18 protein-coding genes and 1 tRNA gene are annotated in these 21,606 nt (G+C 59.7%); 10 read left to right on the forward strand and 9 right to left on the reverse strand.

All coding sequences use genetic code 11. The features are described 5' to 3' along the window. Positions 1-128 precede the first annotated feature (128 nt). A tRNA-Glu gene (locus ACLP2E_RS05420) sits at positions 129-204 on the forward strand. Between the two features lie 209 nt (positions 205-413). On the opposite strand, the gene ACLP2E_RS05425 is transcribed toward ACLP2E_RS05420, so the two are convergent. From ACLP2E_RS05425 to ACLP2E_RS05450, 6 genes are all read right to left on the reverse strand, one after another. Continuing rightward, positions 414-1,208: a DUF2189 domain-containing protein gene (locus ACLP2E_RS05425; RefSeq protein ID WP_442462937.1), complete on the reverse strand. Its 795-nt coding sequence runs from the start codon at positions 1,206-1,208 to the stop codon at positions 414-416. Positions 1,209-1,374: 166 nt separating this feature from the next. Next, a complete protein-coding gene (locus tag ACLP2E_RS05430) occupies positions 1,375-1,737 on the reverse strand; it encodes a cytochrome C oxidase subunit IV family protein (protein WP_442465360.1) in 363 nt (120 codons plus the stop codon). Positions 1,738-1,745: 8 nt separating this feature from the next. Then, positions 1,746-2,471, reverse strand: coding sequence for a heme-copper oxidase subunit III family protein (locus tag ACLP2E_RS05435; RefSeq protein WP_442465361.1), 726 nt, complete (start codon positions 2,469-2,471; stop codon positions 1,746-1,748). Positions 2,472-2,505: 34 nt separating this feature from the next. Further along, the gene (locus ACLP2E_RS05440) at positions 2,506-3,186 is read right to left on the reverse strand and encodes a cytochrome c oxidase subunit 3 (RefSeq protein ID WP_442462934.1); all 681 of its coding nucleotides are present in this window, start codon (positions 3,184-3,186) and stop codon (positions 2,506-2,508) included. Further along, positions 3,183-4,943, reverse strand: a complete 1,761-nt coding sequence (locus tag ACLP2E_RS05445) for a cbb3-type cytochrome c oxidase subunit I (RefSeq protein ID WP_442462933.1) — start codon at positions 4,941-4,943, stop codon at positions 3,183-3,185. The genes ACLP2E_RS05440 and ACLP2E_RS05445 overlap by 4 nt, the downstream gene beginning before the upstream one ends. A 42-nt stretch (positions 4,944-4,985) precedes the next feature. Then, positions 4,986-5,813: a cytochrome c oxidase subunit II gene (locus ACLP2E_RS05450; protein WP_442462932.1), complete on the reverse strand. Its 828-nt coding sequence runs from the start codon at positions 5,811-5,813 to the stop codon at positions 4,986-4,988. A 254-nt stretch (positions 5,814-6,067) separates the two neighbouring features. Between ACLP2E_RS05450 and ACLP2E_RS05455 the strand changes: the two genes are divergently transcribed. From ACLP2E_RS05455 to ACLP2E_RS05490, 8 genes are all read left to right on the forward strand, one after another. After that, on the forward strand, positions 6,068-6,925 hold the full coding sequence (locus ACLP2E_RS05455) for a DUF2189 domain-containing protein (RefSeq protein ID WP_442465362.1): 858 nt from the start codon (positions 6,068-6,070) through the stop codon (positions 6,923-6,925). A gap of 363 nt (positions 6,926-7,288) precedes the next feature. After that, a complete protein-coding gene (locus tag ACLP2E_RS05460; RefSeq protein ID WP_442465363.1) occupies positions 7,289-8,674 on the forward strand; it encodes a hypothetical protein in 1,386 nt (461 codons plus the stop codon). 246 nt (positions 8,675-8,920) lie between these two features. Further along, positions 8,921-9,499, forward strand: coding sequence for a dTDP-4-dehydrorhamnose 3,5-epimerase (gene rfbC, locus ACLP2E_RS05465; protein WP_442462929.1), 579 nt, complete (start codon positions 8,921-8,923; stop codon positions 9,497-9,499). Between the two features lie 25 nt (positions 9,500-9,524). Continuing rightward, positions 9,525-10,592 (forward strand): dTDP-glucose 4,6-dehydratase, encoded by a 1,068-nt coding sequence (gene rfbB, locus ACLP2E_RS05470; protein WP_442465364.1) that lies wholly within the window; start codon positions 9,525-9,527, stop codon positions 10,590-10,592. A gap of 5 nt (positions 10,593-10,597) precedes the next feature. Beyond that, a complete protein-coding gene (rfbD, locus tag ACLP2E_RS05475) occupies positions 10,598-11,494 on the forward strand; it encodes a dTDP-4-dehydrorhamnose reductase (RefSeq protein ID WP_442462928.1) in 897 nt (298 codons plus the stop codon). Next, positions 11,491-12,378, forward strand: a complete 888-nt coding sequence (gene rfbA / locus ACLP2E_RS05480) for a glucose-1-phosphate thymidylyltransferase RfbA (RefSeq protein WP_442462927.1) — start codon at positions 11,491-11,493, stop codon at positions 12,376-12,378. Before rfbD ends, rfbA begins: the two co-directional genes overlap by 4 nt. A 47-nt stretch (positions 12,379-12,425) precedes the next feature. Then, a complete protein-coding gene (locus tag ACLP2E_RS05485; RefSeq protein ID WP_442465365.1) occupies positions 12,426-14,438 on the forward strand; it encodes a glycosyltransferase family 2 protein in 2,013 nt (670 codons plus the stop codon). Positions 14,439-14,582: 144 nt separating this feature from the next. Further along, the gene (locus tag ACLP2E_RS05490) at positions 14,583-15,857 is read left to right on the forward strand and encodes a hypothetical protein (protein ID WP_442462925.1); all 1,275 of its coding nucleotides are present in this window, start codon (positions 14,583-14,585) and stop codon (positions 15,855-15,857) included. Here the strand turns inward: ACLP2E_RS05490 and ACLP2E_RS05495 are convergent. The 3 genes from ACLP2E_RS05495 to ACLP2E_RS05505 form a co-directional block, all read right to left on the reverse strand. Continuing rightward, a complete protein-coding gene (locus tag ACLP2E_RS05495; RefSeq protein ID WP_442465366.1) occupies positions 15,845-16,924 on the reverse strand; it encodes a hypothetical protein in 1,080 nt (359 codons plus the stop codon). The two genes, ACLP2E_RS05490 and ACLP2E_RS05495, sit on opposite strands and share 13 nt — an antisense overlap. Before the next feature lie 71 nt (positions 16,925-16,995). After that, positions 16,996-18,249, reverse strand: a complete 1,254-nt coding sequence (locus ACLP2E_RS05500) for a hypothetical protein (RefSeq protein WP_442462923.1) — start codon at positions 18,247-18,249, stop codon at positions 16,996-16,998. A 136-nt stretch (positions 18,250-18,385) separates the two neighbouring features. Beyond that, a complete protein-coding gene (locus ACLP2E_RS05505) occupies positions 18,386-19,039 on the reverse strand; it encodes an ABC transporter ATP-binding protein (RefSeq protein WP_442462922.1) in 654 nt (217 codons plus the stop codon). A 198-nt stretch (positions 19,040-19,237) separates the two neighbouring features. Between ACLP2E_RS05505 and ACLP2E_RS05510 the strand changes: the two genes are divergently transcribed. Then, positions 19,238-21,606: rhamnosyltransferase WsaF family glycosyltransferase (locus ACLP2E_RS05510; protein WP_442465367.1), on the forward strand; the 2,369-nt coding region annotated here is incomplete at its 3' end.

Raw genomic sequence — 21,606 nt, forward strand, 5'->3', positions numbered from 1 at the left:
CTTTTGCAACCCGGGCCTGGGCGGGTAGGAAAAATGCGGCGGGCCGGGCATGAAAGGCTTGCCAGCATGACCCGCCGCGGTTATAGGTCGCCCCACTTCGCGAACGGCCGCGCCGCTTCGCTAAAAAAGCGCCCATCGTCTAGCGGTCTAGGACGTCGCCCTTTCACGGCGAAAACAGGGGTTCGATTCCCCTTGGGCGCGCCAAGAAAATTAAAAGTTGAACAATAAATACGCGCCGATTTCGCTGGCGAGCCCAACTCTTGTCCAATAATCGCCGGCGAATTCAGACGAACGCCTGCCCTTGCGGCGCCGGCCAGAGGTCGACGCCGGTCGAGCCTTCCGAGGGCCAAGGGCCGCCGGGGCCAATACGCGATGCTCAACGCGATCAAAGCGTAGCGGCTTGGTTCCTCGGCTCAGCGAACGATTACCGCTCGGTAAGCATGCCAACTCGCAAGTCCGACCAGCGGCAGCGTGATCGCCAGTCCGACATAGAACAGCGCCATGCCCGCCGCGACCAGGATCGCGACCAGCGCCGCCCAAACGATCATGGTTCGGATATTCATGACGGAAGCGGTGAAGCTGGTGGCGACCGCTTCCGCCATGCTGACGTCCTTGTCGAGCAATAACTGCATGGCGAAGGCGCCGCCCATGAAAGTGAGAGCGGCCATGCAGGCGCCCAGCGCGAGGAACAGCGCCATAAATTCAAGCCCGCCTGCCGTGAAGAAAGTCGCGTTCAACAGGCCCCTCACATCGAATGTCGCCGTCGGCGGGAAGGTGAGCGCGAAGACGATTTCGGAAAGGCGCATCCACAGCAGGAACATGAACATGAAGGCGAGCGCCGCGTTCACCATCGACCCGACGTTTTCCCGCCCGGCGAAAAGCGCCCGCGAAAAGGACGGCTGCGTTTTCTGTTCGATGTCGCGGCTGATGGCGTGGAATCCCAGCGACAGCAGCGGAACCAGCAGAACGAAGCCGGCGGCGAGCGGCAGCAGCATGTAGATGTTTTCCGTGCGCCACAGCGTGTAGGTCAAGGCGAAGCCGACGACGACGAACAGCAGCCCGTAGGCGAGACTGGCCGCTGGCGCCGTCATGAAATCGCGCCAACCGGCGGCGAGCCAGTGAAAGGGCTCGTCGCTGGCGACGCGGCGGACGCGATCTGCATAGGGGAGAGACGGCGCGGGGACGCCGCCGTGAGTCATGGTAGCCATGTTTGCCTCCTGTTCTGTCGCCGACCTCGCGCGCCGTCTCCGCGAACCGTTCAAGGAAAGCAAGATTGGGCGGCGCATACTGGCAAAACAGCGCTAAGGCGCCCCTCAGAGGGTTCTGCCGGATTCTGCCGGCGCCTTCGCCGTTTCAATTCTGTCCAAGATATCGTCATCCAGTTCCGAAGTAAAGAATACGATCTGAGTGCGTATAAAATGATTCAAAAGCCATGGTGCTGACAAACACAAGCACAGCGATTGGTGGAGCCAATATAGCGTAGATCAAGGCCAGACGCTCCCACGCCATATGCATGAAAACGCCGACGATCAAGCCTGCCTTCACGATCATGAACAGCAGGATCAGAGTCCATCGGAGATAACCGTGCAGCCCGAAATAATCGACCAGATAGGAGCAGGTGCTGAGGACGAACAGCCAGAACCAGACCAGCAGATAGAGCCTGATCGAATGTTCCTGTCCGTGTTCGGCGGCGTTGGCGGCCTTCATATTTGCGGTCGGCAGATTTGTGGTTGTCATGGCTTTTTTCACCACAGGTAGAACAGAGCGAAAATGAACACCCAGACCAGATCGACGAAATGCCAGTAGAGGCCGGTGATTTCGACGATTTCGTAACGCCCCTTGCGGCTGGTGAAAAAGCCCTGCCGCTCGATATCGAAATCGCCCTTCAGCACTTTCCGCGCAATATTGATCAAGAAGATCACGCCGATCGTCACATGGGTGCCGTGAAAGCCGGTGATCATGAAGAAGGACGAACCGAATTGCGGAGCGCCCCAGGGATTATGCCAGGGCCGCACGCCTTCCAGGATCAGCTTGGTCCATTCGAACGCCTGCATGCCGACGAATGTCGCGCCGAAGGCGGCCGTGGCGAACATCAGCGCGGCGCATTTCACCCTGTCGCGACGGTAGCCGTAATTGACCGCCATCGCCATGGTTCCCGAACTGCTGATCAGGACGAAGGTCATGATGGCGATGAGCAGCAGCGGCACGCTGACGCCGCCGATTTCCAGAGCGAAAACCTTGCTGGTGTCCGGCCAGGGGTCGGTCGTCGACATGCGCACGGTCATGTAGGAGATCAGGAAACAGGAGAAGATGAAAGTGTCGCTGAGGAGGAAGATCCACATCATGACCTTGCCCCAGGACGCGGTCCGGAAGGCGCTCCGGTCCGCCGACCAGTCGGAGACGAACCCGCGCCAGCCGCTTTGCAGCTCCAGCGATTCTTCCGGTTGTTTGAGCGCCGTTTCCGCAGTCATTTCGTAGCCTCCGAAACCTCGCCGTACGCTCCCTTCAGCCAGCCAATCCGCGGCAAATCACGACAATGTCGCCCGCCCAGCCGGACAGCAAAGCGAACAGGATCAACCAGACGGCCAGCAGAAAATGCCAGTAAAGCGCGCAAAGCTCGACGCCGGTCTGCGCGGCCTTGGCGAAGGTGACGCCCAACGCGGCGAGGCCGCCCGCCAGATGCGCGCCATGCAGCCCGGTGAGCAGGTAAAAGAACGAATTGGCCGGGTTGGTCGACAGGAAATAGCCGGCGGCGGCGAATTGCCGCCACGCGACCAGCTGGCCGGCCAAAAAGGCGAGAGCCAGAACCACCGCCGCCAAAAGAAAATGCCGTGCGCGCATCGTATCGCCCCGCCGAGTCGCATGAACGCAAGCCTGCAAGGCGAGGCTGCTCAGGATCAGCACGGCGGTATTGATCCACAGCACGCGCGGCATCGGCGCTTGCAACCAGTCGGCGCCGGCGGCGCGCATCACATAGGCGCTGGCCAGAAGCGCGAACAGCGAACCGGCGACGGCGAGGAACACGATCACGCCCATCCTCGCCGCCGGCGCCTTGCGCGCGTCGGGGTCCGAAAGATCGCCGATCACGCCCTGCTCCAGCCAGGGTTTCGACGCCAGATTCTGGCCGGCGAGATACCAGGCGGCGCCCGCCGCCAGCAGCGACAGGAAGATCGCGATGATGATCATGCCGGCGCGCCTTGTGCTGCGGGGGGCTGGTTCTGCGGAATGAAGTCTTCCTTGGCGCCGGGGACGCTATAGTCATAGGCCCAGCGATAGACGACGGGCAGATCCTTGCCCCAGTTGCCGTGCGCCGGCGGCATCTCCGGCGTCTGCCATTCGAGCGTCGTCGCCCGCCACGGGTTGCGTTCGGCGATCCTGCCGTTGAACAGGCTCGAAATCAGATTGAACAGGAACACCATCTGGGCGAAGCCGACCACCAGCGCCGCAACGGTGATGAAGACGTTAAGATCGGCGGCGGACGGCGGAATGAAGGCGGTTTCGCCAAGGGCGTAATAGCGCCGGGGCACGCCGATCAGGCCGAGATAATGCATCGGGAAGAAAATGGCGTAAGTGCCAAGGAAAGTGACCCAGAAATGGAACTGGCCCAGCTTCTCGTTGAGCATCCGGCCGGTGATCAGCGGATACCAGTGATAGATGGCGCCGAAAATCACCAGGATCGGCGCCACGCCCATCACCATGTGGAAATGCGCGACGACGAACATCGTGCCCGACAACGGCACGTCCACCACCACATTGCCCAGGAACAGGCCGGTAATGCCGCCGATGACGAAGGTGACGATGAAGGCCAAAGCAAACAGCATCGGCAAGGTGAGGTGGATGTCGCCGCGCCAAAGAGTGAGCACCCAGTTATAGACCTTGATCGCGGTCGGGACTGCGATGATCAGCGTCGAGGTGGCGAAGAAGAATCCGAAATTCGGATCCATGCCGCTCACATACATGTGGTGGCCCCACACGCCGAAGCTTAGCGCGCCAATGATGACGATCGCCCAGACCATCATGCGGTAGCCAAAAATGTTCTTCCGCGCATGGGTGCTGATCAGGTCGGAGACGATGCCGAAAGCCGGCAGCGCCACGATATAGACTTCGGGGTGGCCGAAGAACCAGAACAGGTGCTGGAACAGGATCGGGCTGCCGCCGGCGTAGCCCAGATGCGTTCCCTGCTCGACGATCGTCGGCATGAAAAAGCTTGTGCCGAGCAGGCGGTCGAACAGCATCATCACCGAGGCGACAAACAGGCCCGGAAAGGCCAGCAGCGCCATGACCGTGGCGGTGAATATGCCCCAGACGGTCAGCGGAAGCCGCATCATCGTCATGCCCTTCGCCCGCAATTGCAGCACGGTGACGACATAGTTCAAGCCGCCCATGGTGAAGCCGATGATGAACAGGATCAGCGAGGCGAACATCAGGATGATGCCCCATTGCTGGCCCGGCGTGCCCGACAGCAAGGCCTGCGGCGGATAGAGCGTCCAGCCGGCGCCGGTCGCCCCGCCAGGGGCAAAAAAACTGGCGACAAGCACCAGCACCGCGAGCTGATAGACCCAGTAGCTCAACATGTTGACGTAAGGAAACGCCATGTCGCGCGCGCCGATCATCAGCGGAATGAGGTAATTGCCGAAACCGCCGAGGAAAAGCGCGGTCAGCAGATACACGACCATGATCATGCCGTGCATGGTGATGAACTGATAATAATTGTTCTGGTCGATCAGCGAGAATCTTCCGGGGAAGGCCAATTGCAGGCGCATCAGCCAGGACAGCACCAGCGCTACCAGACCGATGGAAATGGCGGTGACGGCATATTGGATGGCGATGATTTTCGCGTCCTGCGAGAAGACATATTTCGTCAGCCAGCTTTTCGGATGGTAGAGTTCGACATCATCGAAACTTGTGGGATGGACCTCGCCACCCGCATGAATCTCGACCATGGCCTGTTCCTTCCTGGCATTTCCCGCTTCGCGTTTTCCGATTCACTGCGCGGCGGCGCGTGTGCGCTGCGTCGCCTGCGCCTTGCGCGTCTGCGCGAAAGTCGGCTGCGCCTGCAGCCATTTTTGATAGTCCGCCTCGCTGTCGACAACGACATTGGCGCGCATGAAGGGATGGCCGACGCCGCAGAAGCCGGCGCAGAGAACCTCAAAAGTTCCGGTTCGCGTCGGCGTGAGCCAGAAATAGGTCTCCGTGCCGGGCATCAGATCCATTTTAGCGCGAAATTCCGGCACGTAGAAATCATGCACGACGTCGATGGAGCGCAGCAGGATCTTCACCGGCTTGCCGACCGGCAGATGCAGGTCGCCGCCGATCACCACCACATTGTCCTGCGAATGGGGGTCGGCGGCATTCAACCCTAAGGGATTGTCGCCGGAGACGAAGCGCGTGTCGGACAGGCCGAGCTTGCCGTCCTTGCCGGGCAGGCGGAAACTCCATTGCCATTGCTGGCCGACCGCTTCCACCGTGGGGGCTCCAGCCGGCGGGTTGATGAAGCGATGCCACACGACGAGGCCCGGCGCCAGCATGGCTGCAACGCCCAGCGCCGTGCCGGCGGCGAGCCAGATTTCGAGTTTTTTGCTTTCCGGCTGATAGTCGGCCTGCCTTCCCTCCTTGTGCCGGAAGCGGAAGACGCAATAGGCCATGAAGGACACCACGGCGATGAAAACAACGCCGGTGATCCAGAAGGTGATGATCATGGTGGCGTCGATATATTGCCAGTTCGAGGCGATGGGCGTCCACCACCACGGACTCAGCAGGTGGAAAGCCACCGAGCCTACGACCACAAGGAGCAAGATCAAAGCGACATGCATGGCGGGCCGCCTGGCGCGGGCGCTGAATTTTCCGCGCCTCGCTGAACGCCACAACGTCCGAACTCTGGCTTGGGTTCCGGCGGCGGCGTCAAGGCTAAGCTATTCAAAATGAAAAACATTCCTGGATTGCGGAACGCGTGGCCTGTTATTATGTTGTCAACCTGAAGTCTGCGCGAGTTCGAAAAGTCGCGGCGCGTCTTAGCCAGGCAGGGCTGCTGCGGCTCTCGAACCCGAGGTTCGGGAGGATTTTTCCGATGGCGATCAAAAACCCAGCCGAATGGGGCGCGGTGCAACTCGCGGCCACGGGTCACGTCTTGCGCAATATAGGTCACGCGTTTGTTCACCCCGATATCGATCAGTCGCTCGCGCCTGAGGTCCGGCGGATCTCCTTCTCGGATCTGCGCGAGGTTCTCGCCAAGGGATTCGATGATTTCGGCGCCTTTCGCGACGATGTGCTTTTCATTTGTCTGCTCTACCCCGCCGCGGGCCTCGTTCTGGCGGAGGCCGCGTCCAACGTCGGTCTTTTGCCTTTGATCTTCCCGCTGTTTTCGGGCTTCGCGCTGATCACGCCTTTCGCTGCGGTCTGGCTCTATGAAATGAGCCGGCGGCGGGAGCGCGGCGAGAGCACGTCCTGGGCTGAAGGTTTCAAGGCTTTCGCCTCACCGCAAGCCGCGTCGATTTTCAAGCTCGGCCTGCTGCTGATCGGCATTTTCGCCCTTTGGCTGGTGACGGCGATGAAAATCTACGGCGCGACCATCGGCCCGGAAATGCCGACGTCCGTGACGTCTTTCGTCAGCGATGTGTTCGCGACGCGCCGCGGTTGGGCGCTGATTGTCTTCGGCGTCGGAATCGGTTTCCTGTTCGCCCTTGTCGTGCTGGCGATCAGCGTCGTCTCGTTTCCGCTGCTGCTGGACCGCCCGGTCTCCGTGACCACCGCCGTGGCGACGTCCATTCGCGCGATGCGGGTCAATCCGGGACCGATGTTGGCCTGGGGTTTCATCATCGCGGCTTCGGTGGCGATTGGAATGATCCCAGTGCTGATGGGGCTGGTCGTCGTGCTTCCGGTGCTGGGTCACGCGACGTGGCATCTGTACCGCAAGGTCGTGGTGTGAAAGGAACCAGCGAGGAACTGGACAGGGTGACCGAGGGTCTGTGCACCTTTGAGGGGTTCATCGCCGACAAAAGCCTGATAACCGAACCTCAACGAGCGTGGCGGCAAGATCGGCCTCCCGCAGCATCCACGCCGTGTTTCCTCTCCCGAGCCCATCGGATCGGGAATCTCTTCTGCAAGCTCAAAAAATTCAAACGCGTCGCCATGCGAGCAGACAAAACCGACCAAAATCCCGCTGCAAACATACATCTCGCCGCAGCCGTGATAAACTTCCGATGAATCTCGACGGACCCTGGAGCCGGCGTTCTTGAAAATGCCCAGCTCTGGCGCCATGAACGAAGGGGTTGGGCGCCGGAGTCGATTGATGTTCGAATACTTACGGCAATTGTTTCGTTGGCAGCTCATGCCTGCCTGGTGGATATTTACCTATCCTGTCGAGGTTTTGGCCTTCGCGTTGGGCCTGGCCGTCGTCGCCTTTACCGAAATCGGGCGGCTGGTCATTGCGCCGACGCGAATAGTCGTCAAGGACATAAGCTTCGAGAAACTGCGAGACGACCTTCACCGCAGCAAGGATCTGTTGAAACAAAGCCGGCTGGTCGGGGGATATACCGGAAAGGTTCCGTCCTTTATTCCCGCATTGTTCATGACAAGCCTTCTCGTTGGAATTCCCAGCGTCGCCGTCCTGGCGAAAGCGGCATGGCTGATCCATTTGACGCCGTTCGACGGGTTTACCCGAAAGATTCCAATGCTCGCGCCCTATATAGGAACCGGTCCCGCCGCGCTTCGCACGATTTTCTATACGGCGATCGCAGCCAAACTGGCGAAACTCCCCGCTCTCATCGTGGCCACATGCTGCCCGCAATTCGAGGAATCGTGGATCCATAAAAACATCAACGTGCATTTGATCCATGCCTTCACGGTGGTTGGAAAATGGGCGGCGAGATTCACCATGGAACGCGTGCGCTGGGCAAGGGACGCTGTTTACGAAATGGGCGCCCGGCTCAATCGGGTCCAGCCTTTCGTCGCCGTCATCGGCCTGGCGTCGGGTCTGAGGATCCTGTTCTCCGCCGCCGTCTCGCTCCTGCCTTCACGGAGCGCCGCTCCCTTGCAACCTTCCGGGCAAACTGCCCTTCTGGTTCCTGCGACGAGCGCCCCGGCGCCGGAATCGGAGTGGAAACTCGAGATCAGGACAGCCACTCATACCTTGCTGACCTACGGTCTTGCGGCATTCCTGCCGTTCTTGACCTACATGGCGCTCCTTTCCGCCTACCGGTTTGGAAAAATGGCGACAATATCGCTTTTTCAACTTGTCGGAGTGCACGGAAGTCAGGGTATTGTCATGTATATTTACGTGATCATTGGCTTGGTTTTCGGCTTCGCGGCAGGCGCCTTCGTTGCTCTCGGCGGCCTTTACGGGATAGCCTCCCTTGCGTACAGCCTGTTCGGCCATGCCGCGAAGGGAACTTGCGTTCTATCCGAGAGGGCTGAAGCAGCTATCGCCCAGTCGATGCACGAAGCCTTGCTGTTAAGCCTGGTTCCGGCTTTCGCAATGATCGAAGGTGTGACCTCCGTTCCCGTCGCCGCTGGAATCACGATAGCCGCTACAGGGGCGATGGCCTATCTGGGCGGCTGGCGACCGATTCACGAAAAATACCGGCGCATCAACCAGGAAAAGATCCGGACCCGCCCTCCTGTCGCCCAGCCAGCGAACCAGAAGGTCGGTCTGGATGGGTTTTTCGTTATTCCCTGACGGCCGATCTGGAAACTGGCGCGCTAATTCAGCCGACGGCGCACGTGTTGCCAGGAAAGCGGAAGTTTATGCTATTCGTATTGCAATCGCCTGCGGTTGATGAAGCATTTCGGACGAAAAATCGTGCGGTTTGAACTATTTGGTTGTCAATTCGGCGTTTCCTGATTATCGGGATACCGCAATGTCGACGGCTCGCTGGCTGCGCCGCGGTTGCGCAAGGAAGCCGCGGTTGCGCAAGGAATAGGTATGACGGTTTCTTCTCCTGTTCGTCTCATTCATCCCAAGCGCTTTGGCGACGACCGGGGCTGGTTCACCGAGGTCTATAGTGAAAAGGCGTTCGACGCCGTGGGAATCAGCGTTCGTTTCGTGCAGGACAACCATTCGCTGTCGCGCCCAATGGGCACTCTGCGCGGACTGCATTACCAAACGCCGCCATTTGGCCAGGACAAGCTGGTTCGCTGCGTCGTCGGTTCGATTTTTGATGTGGCGGTCGACATTCGGCGCGGTTCTCCGACTTACGGAAAATGGGTCGGCGCCGAGCTTTCCGCTGAAAACGGCTGCCAGCTGTTCATCCCGATCGGTTTCGCCCATGGCTTCCTCACCCTGACGCCGGACGCGCAGGTTAGTTACAAATGTTCCAACGTCTACGCGCCGGCAAATGACGGCGGCATCCGCTGGAACGATCCCGACATCGGCATTGTCTGGCCATTGCCCGAGGGCGTCTCGCCGACGCTTTCGGCAAAAGATGAAAAGGCGCAGATGTTGAAGGAATTCGTCAGTCCGTTTGAGTATGATGGTAATCCTCTCCAGCCTCTGGAATTTTGAGTCAACATAAATCAAGGTATTGATGATGCGTGTTCTTGTCACTGGTGGCGCCGGATTTATTGGTTCGGCTTTGGCTCGCTATCTCATAGGAGAAATAAAGGCGGAAGTGCTTGTCGTGGACAAGCTGACCTACGCGGGAAATCTTTCTTCGCTCAAAGAAGTCGCCGGCAGCCCGCTTTATCATTTTGTCCAGGCGGATATTTGCGATCGCGCCGCGATGGACGGCGCCTTCGCCGGCTTCAAGCCGGACGCGGTGATGCATCTCGCCGCCGAAAGCCACGTCGATCGCTCGATCACCGGCGCCGCGGATTTCGTGCAGACCAATCTGGTCGGCACTTTCGTGCTGCTGGAGGCGGCCCGCGCCTACCATTCCCAGCTCGACGCCAAGGCCAAGGCGGCTTTCCGCTTCCTGCATGTGTCGACCGACGAGGTTTACGGATCGCTCGGCGACGACGGTCTGTTCGAGGAAAACACGCCCTACGATCCGTCCTCGCCCTATTCGGCCTCCAAGGCCGGCGCGGACCATCTGGCTCTGGCATGGGGCCGCACCTATGGCCTGCCGGTGATCGTCTCGAACTGCTCGAACAATTACGGCCCGTACCATTTCCCGGAAAAGCTCATTCCGCTGGTCATCCTCAACGGTTTGCACGGGCGCGAATTGCCGGTCTATGGCGCGGGCTCGAACATCCGCGACTGGCTTTATGTCGACGATCACGCGCGTGCGCTTTACCTGATCGTCACCACTGGGCGGCTTGGCGAAAAATACAATGTGGGCGGCCGCAACGAGCGGCGCAATATCGATATCGTTCACCGCATCTGCGAGCTTCTCGACGAAATGGCCCCCAAGGCCAAGCCACATGAAGAACTGATCCGCTACGTCACCGACCGGCCAGGCCATGACCAGCGCTATGCCATCGACGCTACCAAGCTGGAAAACGAACTAGGCTGGAAAGCGCAGGAAACCTTCGACACCGGCATCGTCAAAACGGTGCGCTGGTATCTGGAAAATGAGTGGTGGTGGCGACCGCTGCGTGAAAAGGTCTATTCCGGCGAACGCCTCGGCGTTTTGGCTGACTCGCCGGCCGAGGTCTGATCGCCATGCGCCTTGTCGTTACCGGGTCGCAAGGTCAGGTCGTGCGCTCGCTCATCGAGCGTGCCGGGCCCGATCTGGAAATTGTCGCCCTGGGCCGCCCCGAACTCGATCTGGAGCATCCCGGCGATCTCGCCGCCTTGTTCGCGCGCCATGCGCCGGACGTCATCGTCAACGCGGCGGCCTATACCGCAGTGGACAAGGCCGAGAGCGAACGCGAAACGGCCTTCGCCGTCAATGGCGCCGGCGCTGGCGCGGTGGCGGCGGCGGCGAAAAGCCTCGATCTTCCCGTGGTTCAAATCTCCACCGACTATGTCTTCGACGGCGCGGGCGGAAAGCCGCTGCTCGAGACCGATCCGACCGGTCCGATCGGCGCCTATGGCGCGAGCAAGCTGGCAGGCGAACTTGCGGTGGCGGCGGCGACGCCCAATCACGCCATCCTGCGCACAGCTTGGGTTTATGCGCCTTTCGGGGCTAATTTCGTGCGAACCATGCTGCGTCTCGCCGCCACCCGCGATGAATTGAAAGTGGTCGGCGACCAGCAGGGAACGCCGACTTCGGCCCTCGACATCGCCGTGGCGATCGAAGCGGTGGCGCGCAACCTCGCCGCCGCTCCCGACGACCCGCAGCTTCGCGGCGTCTTTCACATGACGGCTTCGGGCGGTCCGATCAGCTGGGCGGATTTCGCCACCGAGATTTTCCGGCAATCCGCCTCGCGCGGCGGACCGAGCGCGCGGGTCACGGCCATTTCGACCTCTGATTATCCGACGCCGGCGCGCCGCCCGGCCTGGTCCTGCCTCGACGCCGCCAAGCTCTCCGCCGTTCACGGCGTCACTTTGCCGCACTGGCGCGATGGACTGAACGTGATCATCAAACGGCTTGACCGCCAGGGAGAATGGCAATGAAGGGCATTATTTTGGCGGGCGGCAGCGGCACGCGTCTGCATCCGATGACGTTGTCGGTGTCGAAGCAGATCCTCCCGGTCTACGACAAGCCGATGATCTATTATCCGCTCAGCGTGCTGATGCTGGCGGGAATTCGCGAAATCATGATTATTTCGACGCGGCGCGATCTGCCGATGTTCCGGGAGCTTCTCGGCGATGGCCACCAGTGGGGAATCGAGCTTTCCTACAAGGTGCAGCCGAGCCCCGACGGTCTGGCCCAAGCCTATATTCTGGGAGCGGATTTCGTCGGCGACCAGCCTTCGGCCCTGATCCTGGGCGACAATATCTTCTACGGCCACGGTCTCGTCGATCTGTGCCGCAGCGCGAAGTCGCGCGACAAGGGTGCGACGGTTTTCGCCTATCATGTCAACGATCCAGAACGCTATGGCGTGGTCGAATTCGACCAGGACGGACGCGCGATCTCCATTGAGGAAAAGCCTGCCAAGCCGAAGTCGCGTTATGCGGTCACCGGACTTTATTTCTACGACGCGGAAGTGGTTGAGATCGCCCGCCATCTGAAGCCCTCGGCGCGTGGCGAGCTGGAGATCACTGATGTAAACCGGATCTATCTCGAACGTGGCGCGCTGTCGGTGGAAACCTTGGGCCGCGGTTTCGCCTGGCTGGACACCGGGACGCCGGAATCCCTGGTCGATGCGGCGACTTTCGTGCGGGCGCTGGAAAAACGCCAGGGCGTGCGCATCGCCTGTCCCGAAGAAATCGCTTTCCACAATGGCTTTATCGGTCATGATCAACTGGTCAAACTGGCCATCGCTCTCGGAAAGAGCGGATATGGCCGTTATCTGATGGAAATCGCCGAGGAAAACGTCCACTCCAGCGTCGACTAGCGCGTTTCGCTCCAATGGTATCGGAGCGCAGGTTGGAACGTCCTGCCATGTTAGAGCGTCCGTCGGCGCCAAGTTCGCCACTTTGGCCTCTGGAAACGGCGCACGACGTTGCGGTGGAGAATGGCGATTTCCGGGCGACCTCGTCTGAGCCCTGGCTTCGATTGCAACGCGAGGAAGGCCTTAAGCAGGGGTCGATCGTCCGCATCCGCTATTCGACCCATTATTTCGACGATCCGGTTCGTCCGATTCTTCGTTTCCAACTTGGGGAACTCGGCTTTCAAGACCATCTCATGCCCGCCGCCTATGAGGGGGCAGGGGTTTGGGTCGGCCGCGTGCCAAACGGACTGACGGAAACCTGGATCAGTCCGACGACCCGGACCGGCCCCTTCGATTTCCGGATCGAATCGGTCGAGACAATTTCCTGGCGTTTCTGGCTGGCAAAGGCGCTCGCCTCGCCACGCCGTATGTTTTACGCGATTTCCGCGCGGCTCGTCGGGCTCGACGCCGAGGCCGATTTGAATTTGCGATGGGTTTTCGGCGCGGAGCCGATGGAGACTTTCGCTTCCTGGATGGAAGAACGGCGTTTGCGCGCCATCCCGAGGCCTCTGACCGACTGGGCCAGCGGGCCGAGAATTACGTTTTTGATCGGCGCGGAGGAGGGGGGGGCTTCCACCCTCGGCGCCAGCTGCCGATCGATCCTCAGCCAGTCCTACTCGAATTGGCGCGTCATCCTGCCTAAGCGCGAGAAAGCCTTAGTGGCCGCAACGAAACTGGAGCCGTGGGAAAATGACCCGCGGTTTTCCGAGAGGCTGGACGCAGGCGGCTTTTCCCAGGACCTGATCTGCCTGTTGCAGGCGGGCGACGAATTGAGACCGCATGCGCTGGCCTGTTTCGTCGAGCATTTCGAGCGCCATCCCGAACAGACCGTCGTCTATGCCGACGACATATCGCTCGGCGCCTCGGGCAGGGAAACACCGCGTTTCAAGCCGGACTGGAGCCCGATCTGGCATGATTCATCGCCTTATGTCGGGCGGGCGGCGCTTTTCAGCGGAAAACTCGTCGACTTGCAGGCGCTGACGGCCGACGCGGCGCGGTCGGTGCTGTGGCCGCAACTTCTGAGCCAAGCCGCAATCGACCAAGTCGGCCATATCCGCCGCGCGCTATTCCGCCTTCCTGAAAAGCCAGTTTCGGAATCGACCGTTTCGCCTCGGCGAATGGCGGAAATCGCTTCCGGGCCGGAGGGCCGGGTCTCCGTGGTAATTCCAACCCGCGACCGGGCCGACCTGCTCGAAAAGTGCCTGCGCTCGATTGTGGACGTCAGCGCTTGCCGCGATTTCGAAATTCTGGTCGTCGACAACGACAGCGCCGAGGAAGCGACGCGCGCGTTGTTCCAGCAGTTTTCTGCTCGATATGAGCGTTTTCGCGTCGTCAAAAGGCCTGGACCATTCAATTTCTCCGCGATCTGCAACGACGCCGTTGCGGATGCCACCGGCGACTTCGTGATATTCCTGAATAATGATACCGAGATCGTCACGCCGGACTGGATCGAAAAACTTTTCTCCTTCGCCCGGCGGCCGGACATAGGCGCGGTCGGCGCCCGGCTGCTGTTTCCGGACCGGCGGCTGCAACATGTCGGGATCACCCTCGGCATGGGCGGCGTCGCCGGGCATTTCGGGGCGCGGCAGGCCGCTGACACGTCGGGCTGGTGGAACGCCAATATCGTTCCTCACGAGACTTCGGCGGTGACCGCAGCCTGCCTGATGGTGGAGAAAACCAAATTCGTCGCCGTCGGGGGATTCGATTCCGTCCATCTACCGGTTGACCTCAACGACGTCGATCTCTGCCTGCGCTTGGGCGAACGCGGCTGGCGAACCATCTGCGACTCCCGGGTCGAATTGATCCACCATGAATCTGCGAGCCGGGGCGGCGGCTTGAGGCTCCAGCGAGTTTATCAGCAGGAAAGAACCTGTTTTTTGGAGCGCTGGCGCGGCATGGTTCGCGATGACCCTTGTTTTAACCCAGGCCTGTCGCTTTATGCTTATGACCCCCAACTCGGGTAGATCGCGCAGGCAAAGAAATGACGCGTTCGCGTGGTCCTTTCGCCGTGTTAGGACTAGGTCCAACCGGTGAGAGCCTGCGAGACCCAGGGATAGAGCGGTCGCGGTCAATGGAAGAAAAAGGCGCAAGCGAGATCTGGAAAGCGGATGGATGACCTAGGCGCGGAACAAAAGCAAAAGCTGTTGACGGGAATTGTCCGCGAGACGAAACAAAGAATCGCGACGATTTCAACGTTGGCTTTGCGCGGCGTCGCGAATTTGCCGGCGACTTGGCGCGATCGCGAGTCGAGGGAGCAGATTGCCTTCGCCGCCGCCGGATTCGGCGGCGGACTGGTCTGGAAAAGCTTCGTTGTGCTGGTGTTGGCGCCCACCATGCTGTTCGGCCTTTATTCTGCGCTTTGGGAATCCCACGGCTATGTGTCGGAAGCGCGCGTGACCGTGCGCGCCGCCCAGGAACAGCGAGGCGCCCTCACCGACGCGGCCTCGCTGGTCGGCAAGCTTTCCGGCGGCGCCAAAAGCACACAGCAGGATTCCTATATCGTTCTCAACTACATCAAGAGCGAAGCCGTCATCAACGATCTTGGCGGGCGTGCTTATATGGAGAAAGCGTTTTCGCGTCCCGATATCGACTATTTCTCGCGCCTCGCGACAAAGCTTCCGGTGGAAGATATTTTCAAATATTGGACCAGACGCGTGGCGGCGAGCGTCGACACCGTTTCCGGTATTCTGACGCTCAAGATCACCGCGTTCAGACCGGAAGACTCGTTGAAAGTGGCGCGGGACGTTCTTCGCGTCAGCGAAAATCTCGTGAATACGATCAGCATCCGCAACCGGGCGGACGCCGTGGAGCGCGCCCGCCAGGAGGTCGATCGTTCCGCGCAGGCCTTGGCGGCCGTTCGCCAGCAATTGCTGCAATTTCGCAATGAAAATGACCTTGTCGATCCCGCCTCCCGTGCGGCAAGCGTCAGCGAAATGATCAGCAAATTAACTTTGGAAAAAATTGGCGTCGAAAATACTCTCTCCACCCTGTCGGACAAACTGGCGAACGATTCGCCAAGCCAGAGATTTCAACAGAGCAAGCTTACAACGCTCAACGAGCAGATCGCCAAATTAAAGGACGACCTGACCAGCTTGCACACCAGCAAGACCGTCGCCAGCCAATTGGGAGCCTATGAGCGGCTCGAGCTGGAAGAACAATTCGCCGAAAAAGTCTACACCATTTCACAGAATGTATTTTTGAAAGCGCGTCAGGAGCTGGACAAGCAACAGCTTTATCTCGCGCTCGTCGTCGCGCCGTCGCTGCCCGAAGCCGCAACTTACCCAAGAGTTGGCGCTGGCGTGCTGCTGCTTTTTGCTTCGCTCTCCATAATCTGGGCGATCGGCGCCCTGATCGTCGCCAGCATCAACGATCAAATGGCCTGAGTCTCACGTTTGGAAGGCGCTTCGCTTCCGGCAAGACCGATGTCGATGGACTGTTCGACATAGGAATAGAGCGCGCGATCATGTTCGAGAAGATCGGCGATGACTCCGATCCGCGAGAGGGATGCCGCAAGATGGCTGATCGAGGGGAAACAGGTAGGAACTTCGTCGCCGAATATATTGGCGCCGAGAATTCCGGCGAGCAATTCCTTGAACGGTCCAAAAAGCGCTCTGGTGCCGACGACGTCCATGGTGGCGAGATTCTCCAGGGCGATCGGCACATGACGATGCTCCGGCGATTCGCCGATATTGCATCCCAGTATCCGCGTCATCGGACTTTTGATCGCTTCGCGCTGCTCGTCCGTGATCGAACGGAACGCCGCCGTCATGGCCTTTTGGTCGTTCAACGGCAAATCGCGCGCCAATTCCAACAGGGATTCAAAGCCTCTCGTATACATCCCGATCAGGTTTGCGAGGTCCGACTTTCCGAGCAGCTTTAGAAAAAGCAGCCGCTCGGCGAGCTCTTCAAAGGGATCGCGCAATAAGGCGGCGCGAATGTAACCGGCATTATTTAGAAAGGGCGCATAACGATTGAAGTTGGAGCGACCGCTAATTGCAATGGATTGCGTAAAATGATTATTGATAATCACAAGCATCGTTTCCAGTGAAAGGCGCTCGGAATTAAAATACAAGAGTGTAAACTGTTTGGAAAGCTCACGATTTATGGCTCTCTGCGGGATTGTCGAGCCATCGAACAAGAACAGCTTTTTCTCGATGTGACGATCCATCTGAAAGCGGCGAAAGATGGGAAGCCGGGATTCGGCTTCGACGATGGTAATGTCGTCGATCCGGTCCAGTCCTTCGACCAAACGCTGATCGATTTCAAAGCCGACCTGCCCAGTGTTATGGATGCCGAGTTCTTTGATGTCACCTCGCATGACATTGGCTTCGAACTGGATTTCTTCACGGTGAGGAATCACGACGATCAGGGAAGGAATGGCCGACGGATTATCCAGAGCCAGCCAACCTCGGATCGAACCGCCCTCATCCGCGTCAATATTGAAAAACATTTGCCCTCAATCCGCTTAACATAAGCGCCGTCAGGGCCGGTGCGCCATTTCGCGGGACGACCCGACCCGATCTATTTGGCCATGTGATCTCTTACCAGGAAGGCGAGGCCGACGAGAAAAGACCAGAGCAGCAGGCTGGGCAGTACAATGATCGACCATTGCCACCAACGCCGGGGATAGGTCGATTTCTCCGCGAGCGTCGGCGGCAGGAACGAGACCAGATAGTCGTGCTGGGTGTCAAGATCGACGCGCGCGTTCTCGAAAACCGCGGCCGCCTGGGCGTATTGCTGGCGCGCCAGATCGAGATCGACCTGAAGGTTCGACAGCGCTCCCGCATGCGCCGCCATGTTTTCGCCGTCGCCTCCCGCGATCATGTGCGAATAAGCCGCGATCTGCGCCTTGAGACTGGCGATCCGCGAATGAAGGACATGGGCCTGCGGCGAGTCTCGCGCCGCCTCTGCGCCTTGCGCAGCCAGATCGGCCTCGGCCTGCGACAATTGCAAGCGAAGCGTCGTGACGAGTTTGCCGAGGGATTCGGCTGACGCGCTGGCGTCCAGCACGCCTTCGGCGTTGCGCTCGTCGCGCATCGCTTCCGTCGTCCGTTTGAGGTTCTTTTCCGCGCGCGTCAGTTCGGCCCTGGCCTGGTTGAACGAGTCCTGCCGGGGCCGCGTCGAGATGTCGTTGACGAGAGCTTCGGACAGTTCGATGACCTTTTTGGCGATCGCAACCGAATCCTGAGGATTGAAGGCTCTGACGTTCAAAGTGATAATGCCGGATGACGTCTCGATATTGACGTCGACGCGCTTGCGCCAATATTTTTCCAGTTCCTCGACGGGTCCATCGCGTTTCAATCGCGAGAAATAGTCGATGTCGTCGCCACCATAGGCCCGGTACAAACCCACGTCCCGATCGAGCGCTTCAACGATCCTGCGGCTGCGAATGGAATCAACGAGAATTTGAGCATCTTGCGCTTGCGACGAAAGCCCCAGCCCGGCAAATCCGGAAAGGGCGCTGCTCCCCGACGATTCGCTGGAACGCAGGGCGAATTTGGCTTCGGTGGCGTATTGTGCGCTGGCGATCAGGCCCCAATAAATGGAAGCGCCCAGGAACGGACAAAGGACCATCAGGATGAAGCTGACGATCACGCCCAGCCTGAAGGCGCGATCGCCCTTGCGAGCCCGAATTCCAGCGCCGCCCGAGATGAACGGCGCAGGCAGCTGGGCCTGCCGCGCGGCCCGGCGCAAAGCGCGCGCGATCGCATCCGTTTTTGCCTTGGCGTCGACCGGGGTCAGCGGGGGTTTCTGATCCAGAGTGGCTAAATCCATCCTATATCCGTTTCGCCGACCCGTTCATTTCCCAGGGAATCCTGCGCTATCCGGTTATATGGCGCAAGTCTAAAAGCTTCCGCTATTTTGCCGTGGTTCTTGCGATAAATTGGCGCCCCATTATTGCGGCGCAGCGCTATGAGTTAAGCTTCTTGTATAGTTCAATGGCGTCGTCGACGTTATGGAAAACATGAACGCGTCCGCCGACAAGCACGATACCGCGATCGCAATATTCTTGAATCGTGGGCATGCTGTGAGAAATCATGATGACATCCGCCCTACGCTTGCGTTTGTCGAATTCCTCCTTGCATCGATGGGCGAAACGCGCATCGCCGACCGCCGTCACTTCATCGATCAGATAGCATTCGAATTCGATGGCGATGGAAAGCCCGAACGCCAGACGCGCGATCATGCCTGATGAATAGGTCTCGATCGGAACGTCGATATAGGCGCCGATCTCGGCGAAATCTTCGACGAATGCCGTTACCCGACGCACGTCTTCGCCGTAGATGCGGGCTACGAACTGAACATTTTCCCGGCCGGTCAATTTCGGATGCATGCCGCCTGAAAAGCCCAGCGGCCAGGAAACGCGCACCTTCCTGCGGATCGAACCGCCATTTGGCAATTCGGTCCCCGCGAGGATTCGCATCATTGTCGATTTGCCGGCGCCATTGACGCCAAGGATGCCGTAACTGCGACCTGCCATGAAATCGAGACTGATGTGGTCGAGAACGACTTTGAGATGGCCGTTGCTCCGATAATATTTGAAAACATTATCAAGCTGGATCATTGATTAGAGGTTTCCGTCTGGCGCAAGCGACATGGCTATTGCCTTGAATTATTGGCAAAGCTATGGCAAAGCAAGCCGTTCCAGCGCGGTTCCCTCCTGCTCTGCATTCTGCCACATCGGGCTCGAGTTTGCGAAGTCATGGCCTCAGATTCGGCTGAAACTTTACCCCAAGCGGTGCGCCGCCACCTGGGCAACGGCTTGAAGATCCTGACCGAGCGAGGGGTAGTCGCCCTTTACGGCGCGGCGATGATGGAACTGGCCAAGATCGTGGATTCGCCGGTTGGCCCTTTTCTCGCCTTCCGCCATATTTTGAGCGATGGGCCGGAACTGGTTCGCGCCGAAGGCCTCAGTGTCGCTTTTGGCGCGGTCCTCCGCCAGATTTCGGCGGAATGCGATCCGCCGCTTGGGCGCAGCCGCAATCCGGTCAATGCGGTCCGCGACGTTGTTCGCTATCACCACACTTACGAACTGACACTGCCGGATGGTGTCGTGCCGTCGCGCCGTCCTGTCAACGACGTCGATTTTGCGCTCGAGGTTCCCTTCGCGTTCGATCCCGGCCCAATTTCGAAAGAACCCATCGCGGCGGTCATCCATGTTTTCTATCCGGAGAGCCTTGCAGCCATTCTCACGCGGCTGGCGAATATACCGGGCCCCGTCGATCTGTTTCTTTCGACCGATTCCGACGCCAAAAAGCTCGAGATCGAGACCCAGATCGCGAGTTGGAGGAAGGGTTCGGCCGAAATCCGGATCTTTCCCAATCGCGGTCGCGATGTAGCCGCCAAGATCGTCGGCTTTTCAGACGTTTACGCGCGCTATGAGTTGTTCCTTCATCTGCATACGAAAAAGTCTCCGCATGGCGGCGCGCCGCTAGCGCGTTGGGGGGATTATCTCCTCGACAACCTGCTCGGGTCGCCCGAGATCGTCCGATCCATTCTCTGCCTGTTCGAGGATCCCAGGCTCGGCGTGGTCTTTCCACAGCATCTGTTTGAAATTCGAGGCATTATCAACTGGGGCTATAACTACGATCAGGCGCGTGCGCTGATGCGGCGGATCGGCCTTCCGCTCGACAAGAACAAGGTTCTCGAGTTTCCGTCCGGCTCGATGTTCTGGGGGCGTTCGGCGGCCATTCGCCCACTGCTCGATGTCGGCCTCGGTTTTCAGGATTTCCCCGAAGAAGGCGCCCATGTCGACGGCACGCTCGCCCATGCGGTGGAGCGCTGCGTCCTGTTCATCGTTGAGTCGGCCGGCTACGAATGGCTCAAGGTGGTGCAGCGCAAGCTTTATCCGCTCGGTGGCGCCATTTTGGCGGCGCAGGACCGCTCGAACCTGGCTGCGCATCGGCTCAAGGTGTTCCAGCCTTGCCTCGAAGAGGTCGACGACCTGCTTCCGCCTTTCGCGCAAGTCGTCTACGAAACGCGCCCGCTCCATTCCTATCCTTCGCGGGTCAGGCAGCCCCGCCTGAATCTGATCGTGCCGACCGTCAACGCCCACCAGACCTTTGGCGGCGTCGCGACGGCGCTCCGGCAATTTTCGCAATGGGCGGCGACCCTGGGCGCGCATTTCGACCGACGGATCATCGTTACCGACGCCGGGATCGAAGCGGAAGCCTATGCCAAATTCGGCGATTACAAGCCCGTCCCCTTCAGTCCGAGCCTTGATGAGGAAAGTCGGGTCATCGTCGACGCCAGTGAACGCGCGGGGGGGCGACTTGATCTTCGGGCCCACGATATATTCATTGCGACGGCGTGGTGGACGGCTGAATTCGCGCTCTCCCTTGGGCGTGATCGCCAGCGCTTTTTCGGCGGCGACCATCCCTTTATCTACTTGATCCAGGACGACGAGCCCTACTTTTACGGATGGAGCAGCAAATTCGCGCTGGCGGAGGCGACCTACCGTCACGGCGAGCGAACCATCGCCGTGATAAACTCAGAGGAACTCCATGCGGCGATCTGCGCCAAATATGCCTTCCGCGAGACCTTCTGCCTGCCTTACCGGATGAACGACACGCTCGACGCGCTGTTGACCCCCAGGCCACGGGAGCGCCTGATCGTGGTCTACGGGCGCCCTTCGGTCGCGCGCAACGCCTTCGAATTGATCTGCGCGGGCCTTCACCGCTGGCAGCAGCGCGATCCAATTCGCGCCAGCCGCTGGAAAGTGGTTTTCCTGGGTGAGTCTTTTGAGCCTGCGCATGTTTACCCGGTGCAGAACGCGACCGTCGAAGGGAAAGTCAGCCTCGAACTTTATGCCGACTACCTCAGTCGCGCATCAGTCGGCATTGCGCTGATGATCTCGCCGCATCCGAGCTATCCGCCGCTGGAAATGGCTGAAGCCGGACTCGCCACCATCGCCAACACCTTGGGCGACAAGGATCCCCGCACCAGGTTTCCCGATATCGCCGCCCTCGATAATCTGACGCCGGAATCCTTGGCCGAAGAAATCGAGCGCGCCGTGGTGCGGATGGAGCCTCATATCGGCGGAATCGTCGAACGCCGCCGAGGAAGGCCAATGACCATGCCAAAAGGAAAACTGGCCGACCCGGCGCTCATCGCTCAGTCGATCCGTGACAT

The sequence above is a fragment of the Rhodoblastus sp. genome (genome assembly GCF_052145335.1).
Taxonomy (GTDB): Bacteria; Pseudomonadota; Alphaproteobacteria; order Rhizobiales; family Beijerinckiaceae; genus Rhodoblastus.

Excerpts from the sequence above, each read along its gene's own strand:
- ACLP2E_RS05460 (WP_442465363.1), top strand. The coding sequence starts at position 7,289 with ATGTTCGAATACTTACGGCAATTGTTTCGTTGGCAGCTCATGCCTGCC.
- ACLP2E_RS05435 (WP_442465361.1), bottom strand. The coding sequence starts at position 2,471 with ATGACTGCGGAAACGGCGCTCAAACAACCGGAAGAATCGCTGGAGCTG.
- ACLP2E_RS05500 (WP_442462923.1), bottom strand. The coding sequence starts at position 18,249 with ATGGATTTAGCCACTCTGGATCAGAAACCCCCGCTGACCCCGGTCGAC.
- rfbC (WP_442462929.1), top strand. The coding sequence starts at position 8,921 with ATGACGGTTTCTTCTCCTGTTCGTCTCATTCATCCCAAGCGCTTTGGC.
- ACLP2E_RS05445 (WP_442462933.1), bottom strand. The coding sequence starts at position 4,943 with ATGGTCGAGATTCATGCGGGTGGCGAGGTCCATCCCACAAGTTTCGAT.
- ACLP2E_RS05495 (WP_442465366.1), bottom strand. The coding sequence starts at position 16,924 with ATGTTTTTCAATATTGACGCGGATGAGGGCGGTTCGATCCGAGGTTGG.
- ACLP2E_RS05485 (WP_442465365.1), top strand. The coding sequence starts at position 12,426 with ATGTTAGAGCGTCCGTCGGCGCCAAGTTCGCCACTTTGGCCTCTGGAA.
- rfbA (WP_442462927.1), top strand. The coding sequence starts at position 11,491 with ATGAAGGGCATTATTTTGGCGGGCGGCAGCGGCACGCGTCTGCATCCG.
- ACLP2E_RS05440 (WP_442462934.1), bottom strand. The coding sequence starts at position 3,186 with ATGATCATCATCGCGATCTTCCTGTCGCTGCTGGCGGCGGGCGCCGCC.
- ACLP2E_RS05425 (WP_442462937.1), bottom strand. The coding sequence starts at position 1,208 with ATGGCTACCATGACTCACGGCGGCGTCCCCGCGCCGTCTCTCCCCTAT.
- rfbD (WP_442462928.1), top strand. The coding sequence starts at position 10,598 with ATGCGCCTTGTCGTTACCGGGTCGCAAGGTCAGGTCGTGCGCTCGCTC.
- ACLP2E_RS05490 (WP_442462925.1), top strand. The coding sequence starts at position 14,583 with ATGGATGACCTAGGCGCGGAACAAAAGCAAAAGCTGTTGACGGGAATT.
- ACLP2E_RS05450 (WP_442462932.1), bottom strand. The coding sequence starts at position 5,813 with ATGCATGTCGCTTTGATCTTGCTCCTTGTGGTCGTAGGCTCGGTGGCT.
- ACLP2E_RS05430 (WP_442465360.1), bottom strand. The coding sequence starts at position 1,737 with ATGACAACCACAAATCTGCCGACCGCAAATATGAAGGCCGCCAACGCC.
- ACLP2E_RS05455 (WP_442465362.1), top strand. The coding sequence starts at position 6,068 with ATGGCGATCAAAAACCCAGCCGAATGGGGCGCGGTGCAACTCGCGGCC.
- ACLP2E_RS05505 (WP_442462922.1), bottom strand. The coding sequence starts at position 19,039 with ATGATCCAGCTTGATAATGTTTTCAAATATTATCGGAGCAACGGCCAT.
- rfbB (WP_442465364.1), top strand. The coding sequence starts at position 9,525 with ATGCGTGTTCTTGTCACTGGTGGCGCCGGATTTATTGGTTCGGCTTTG.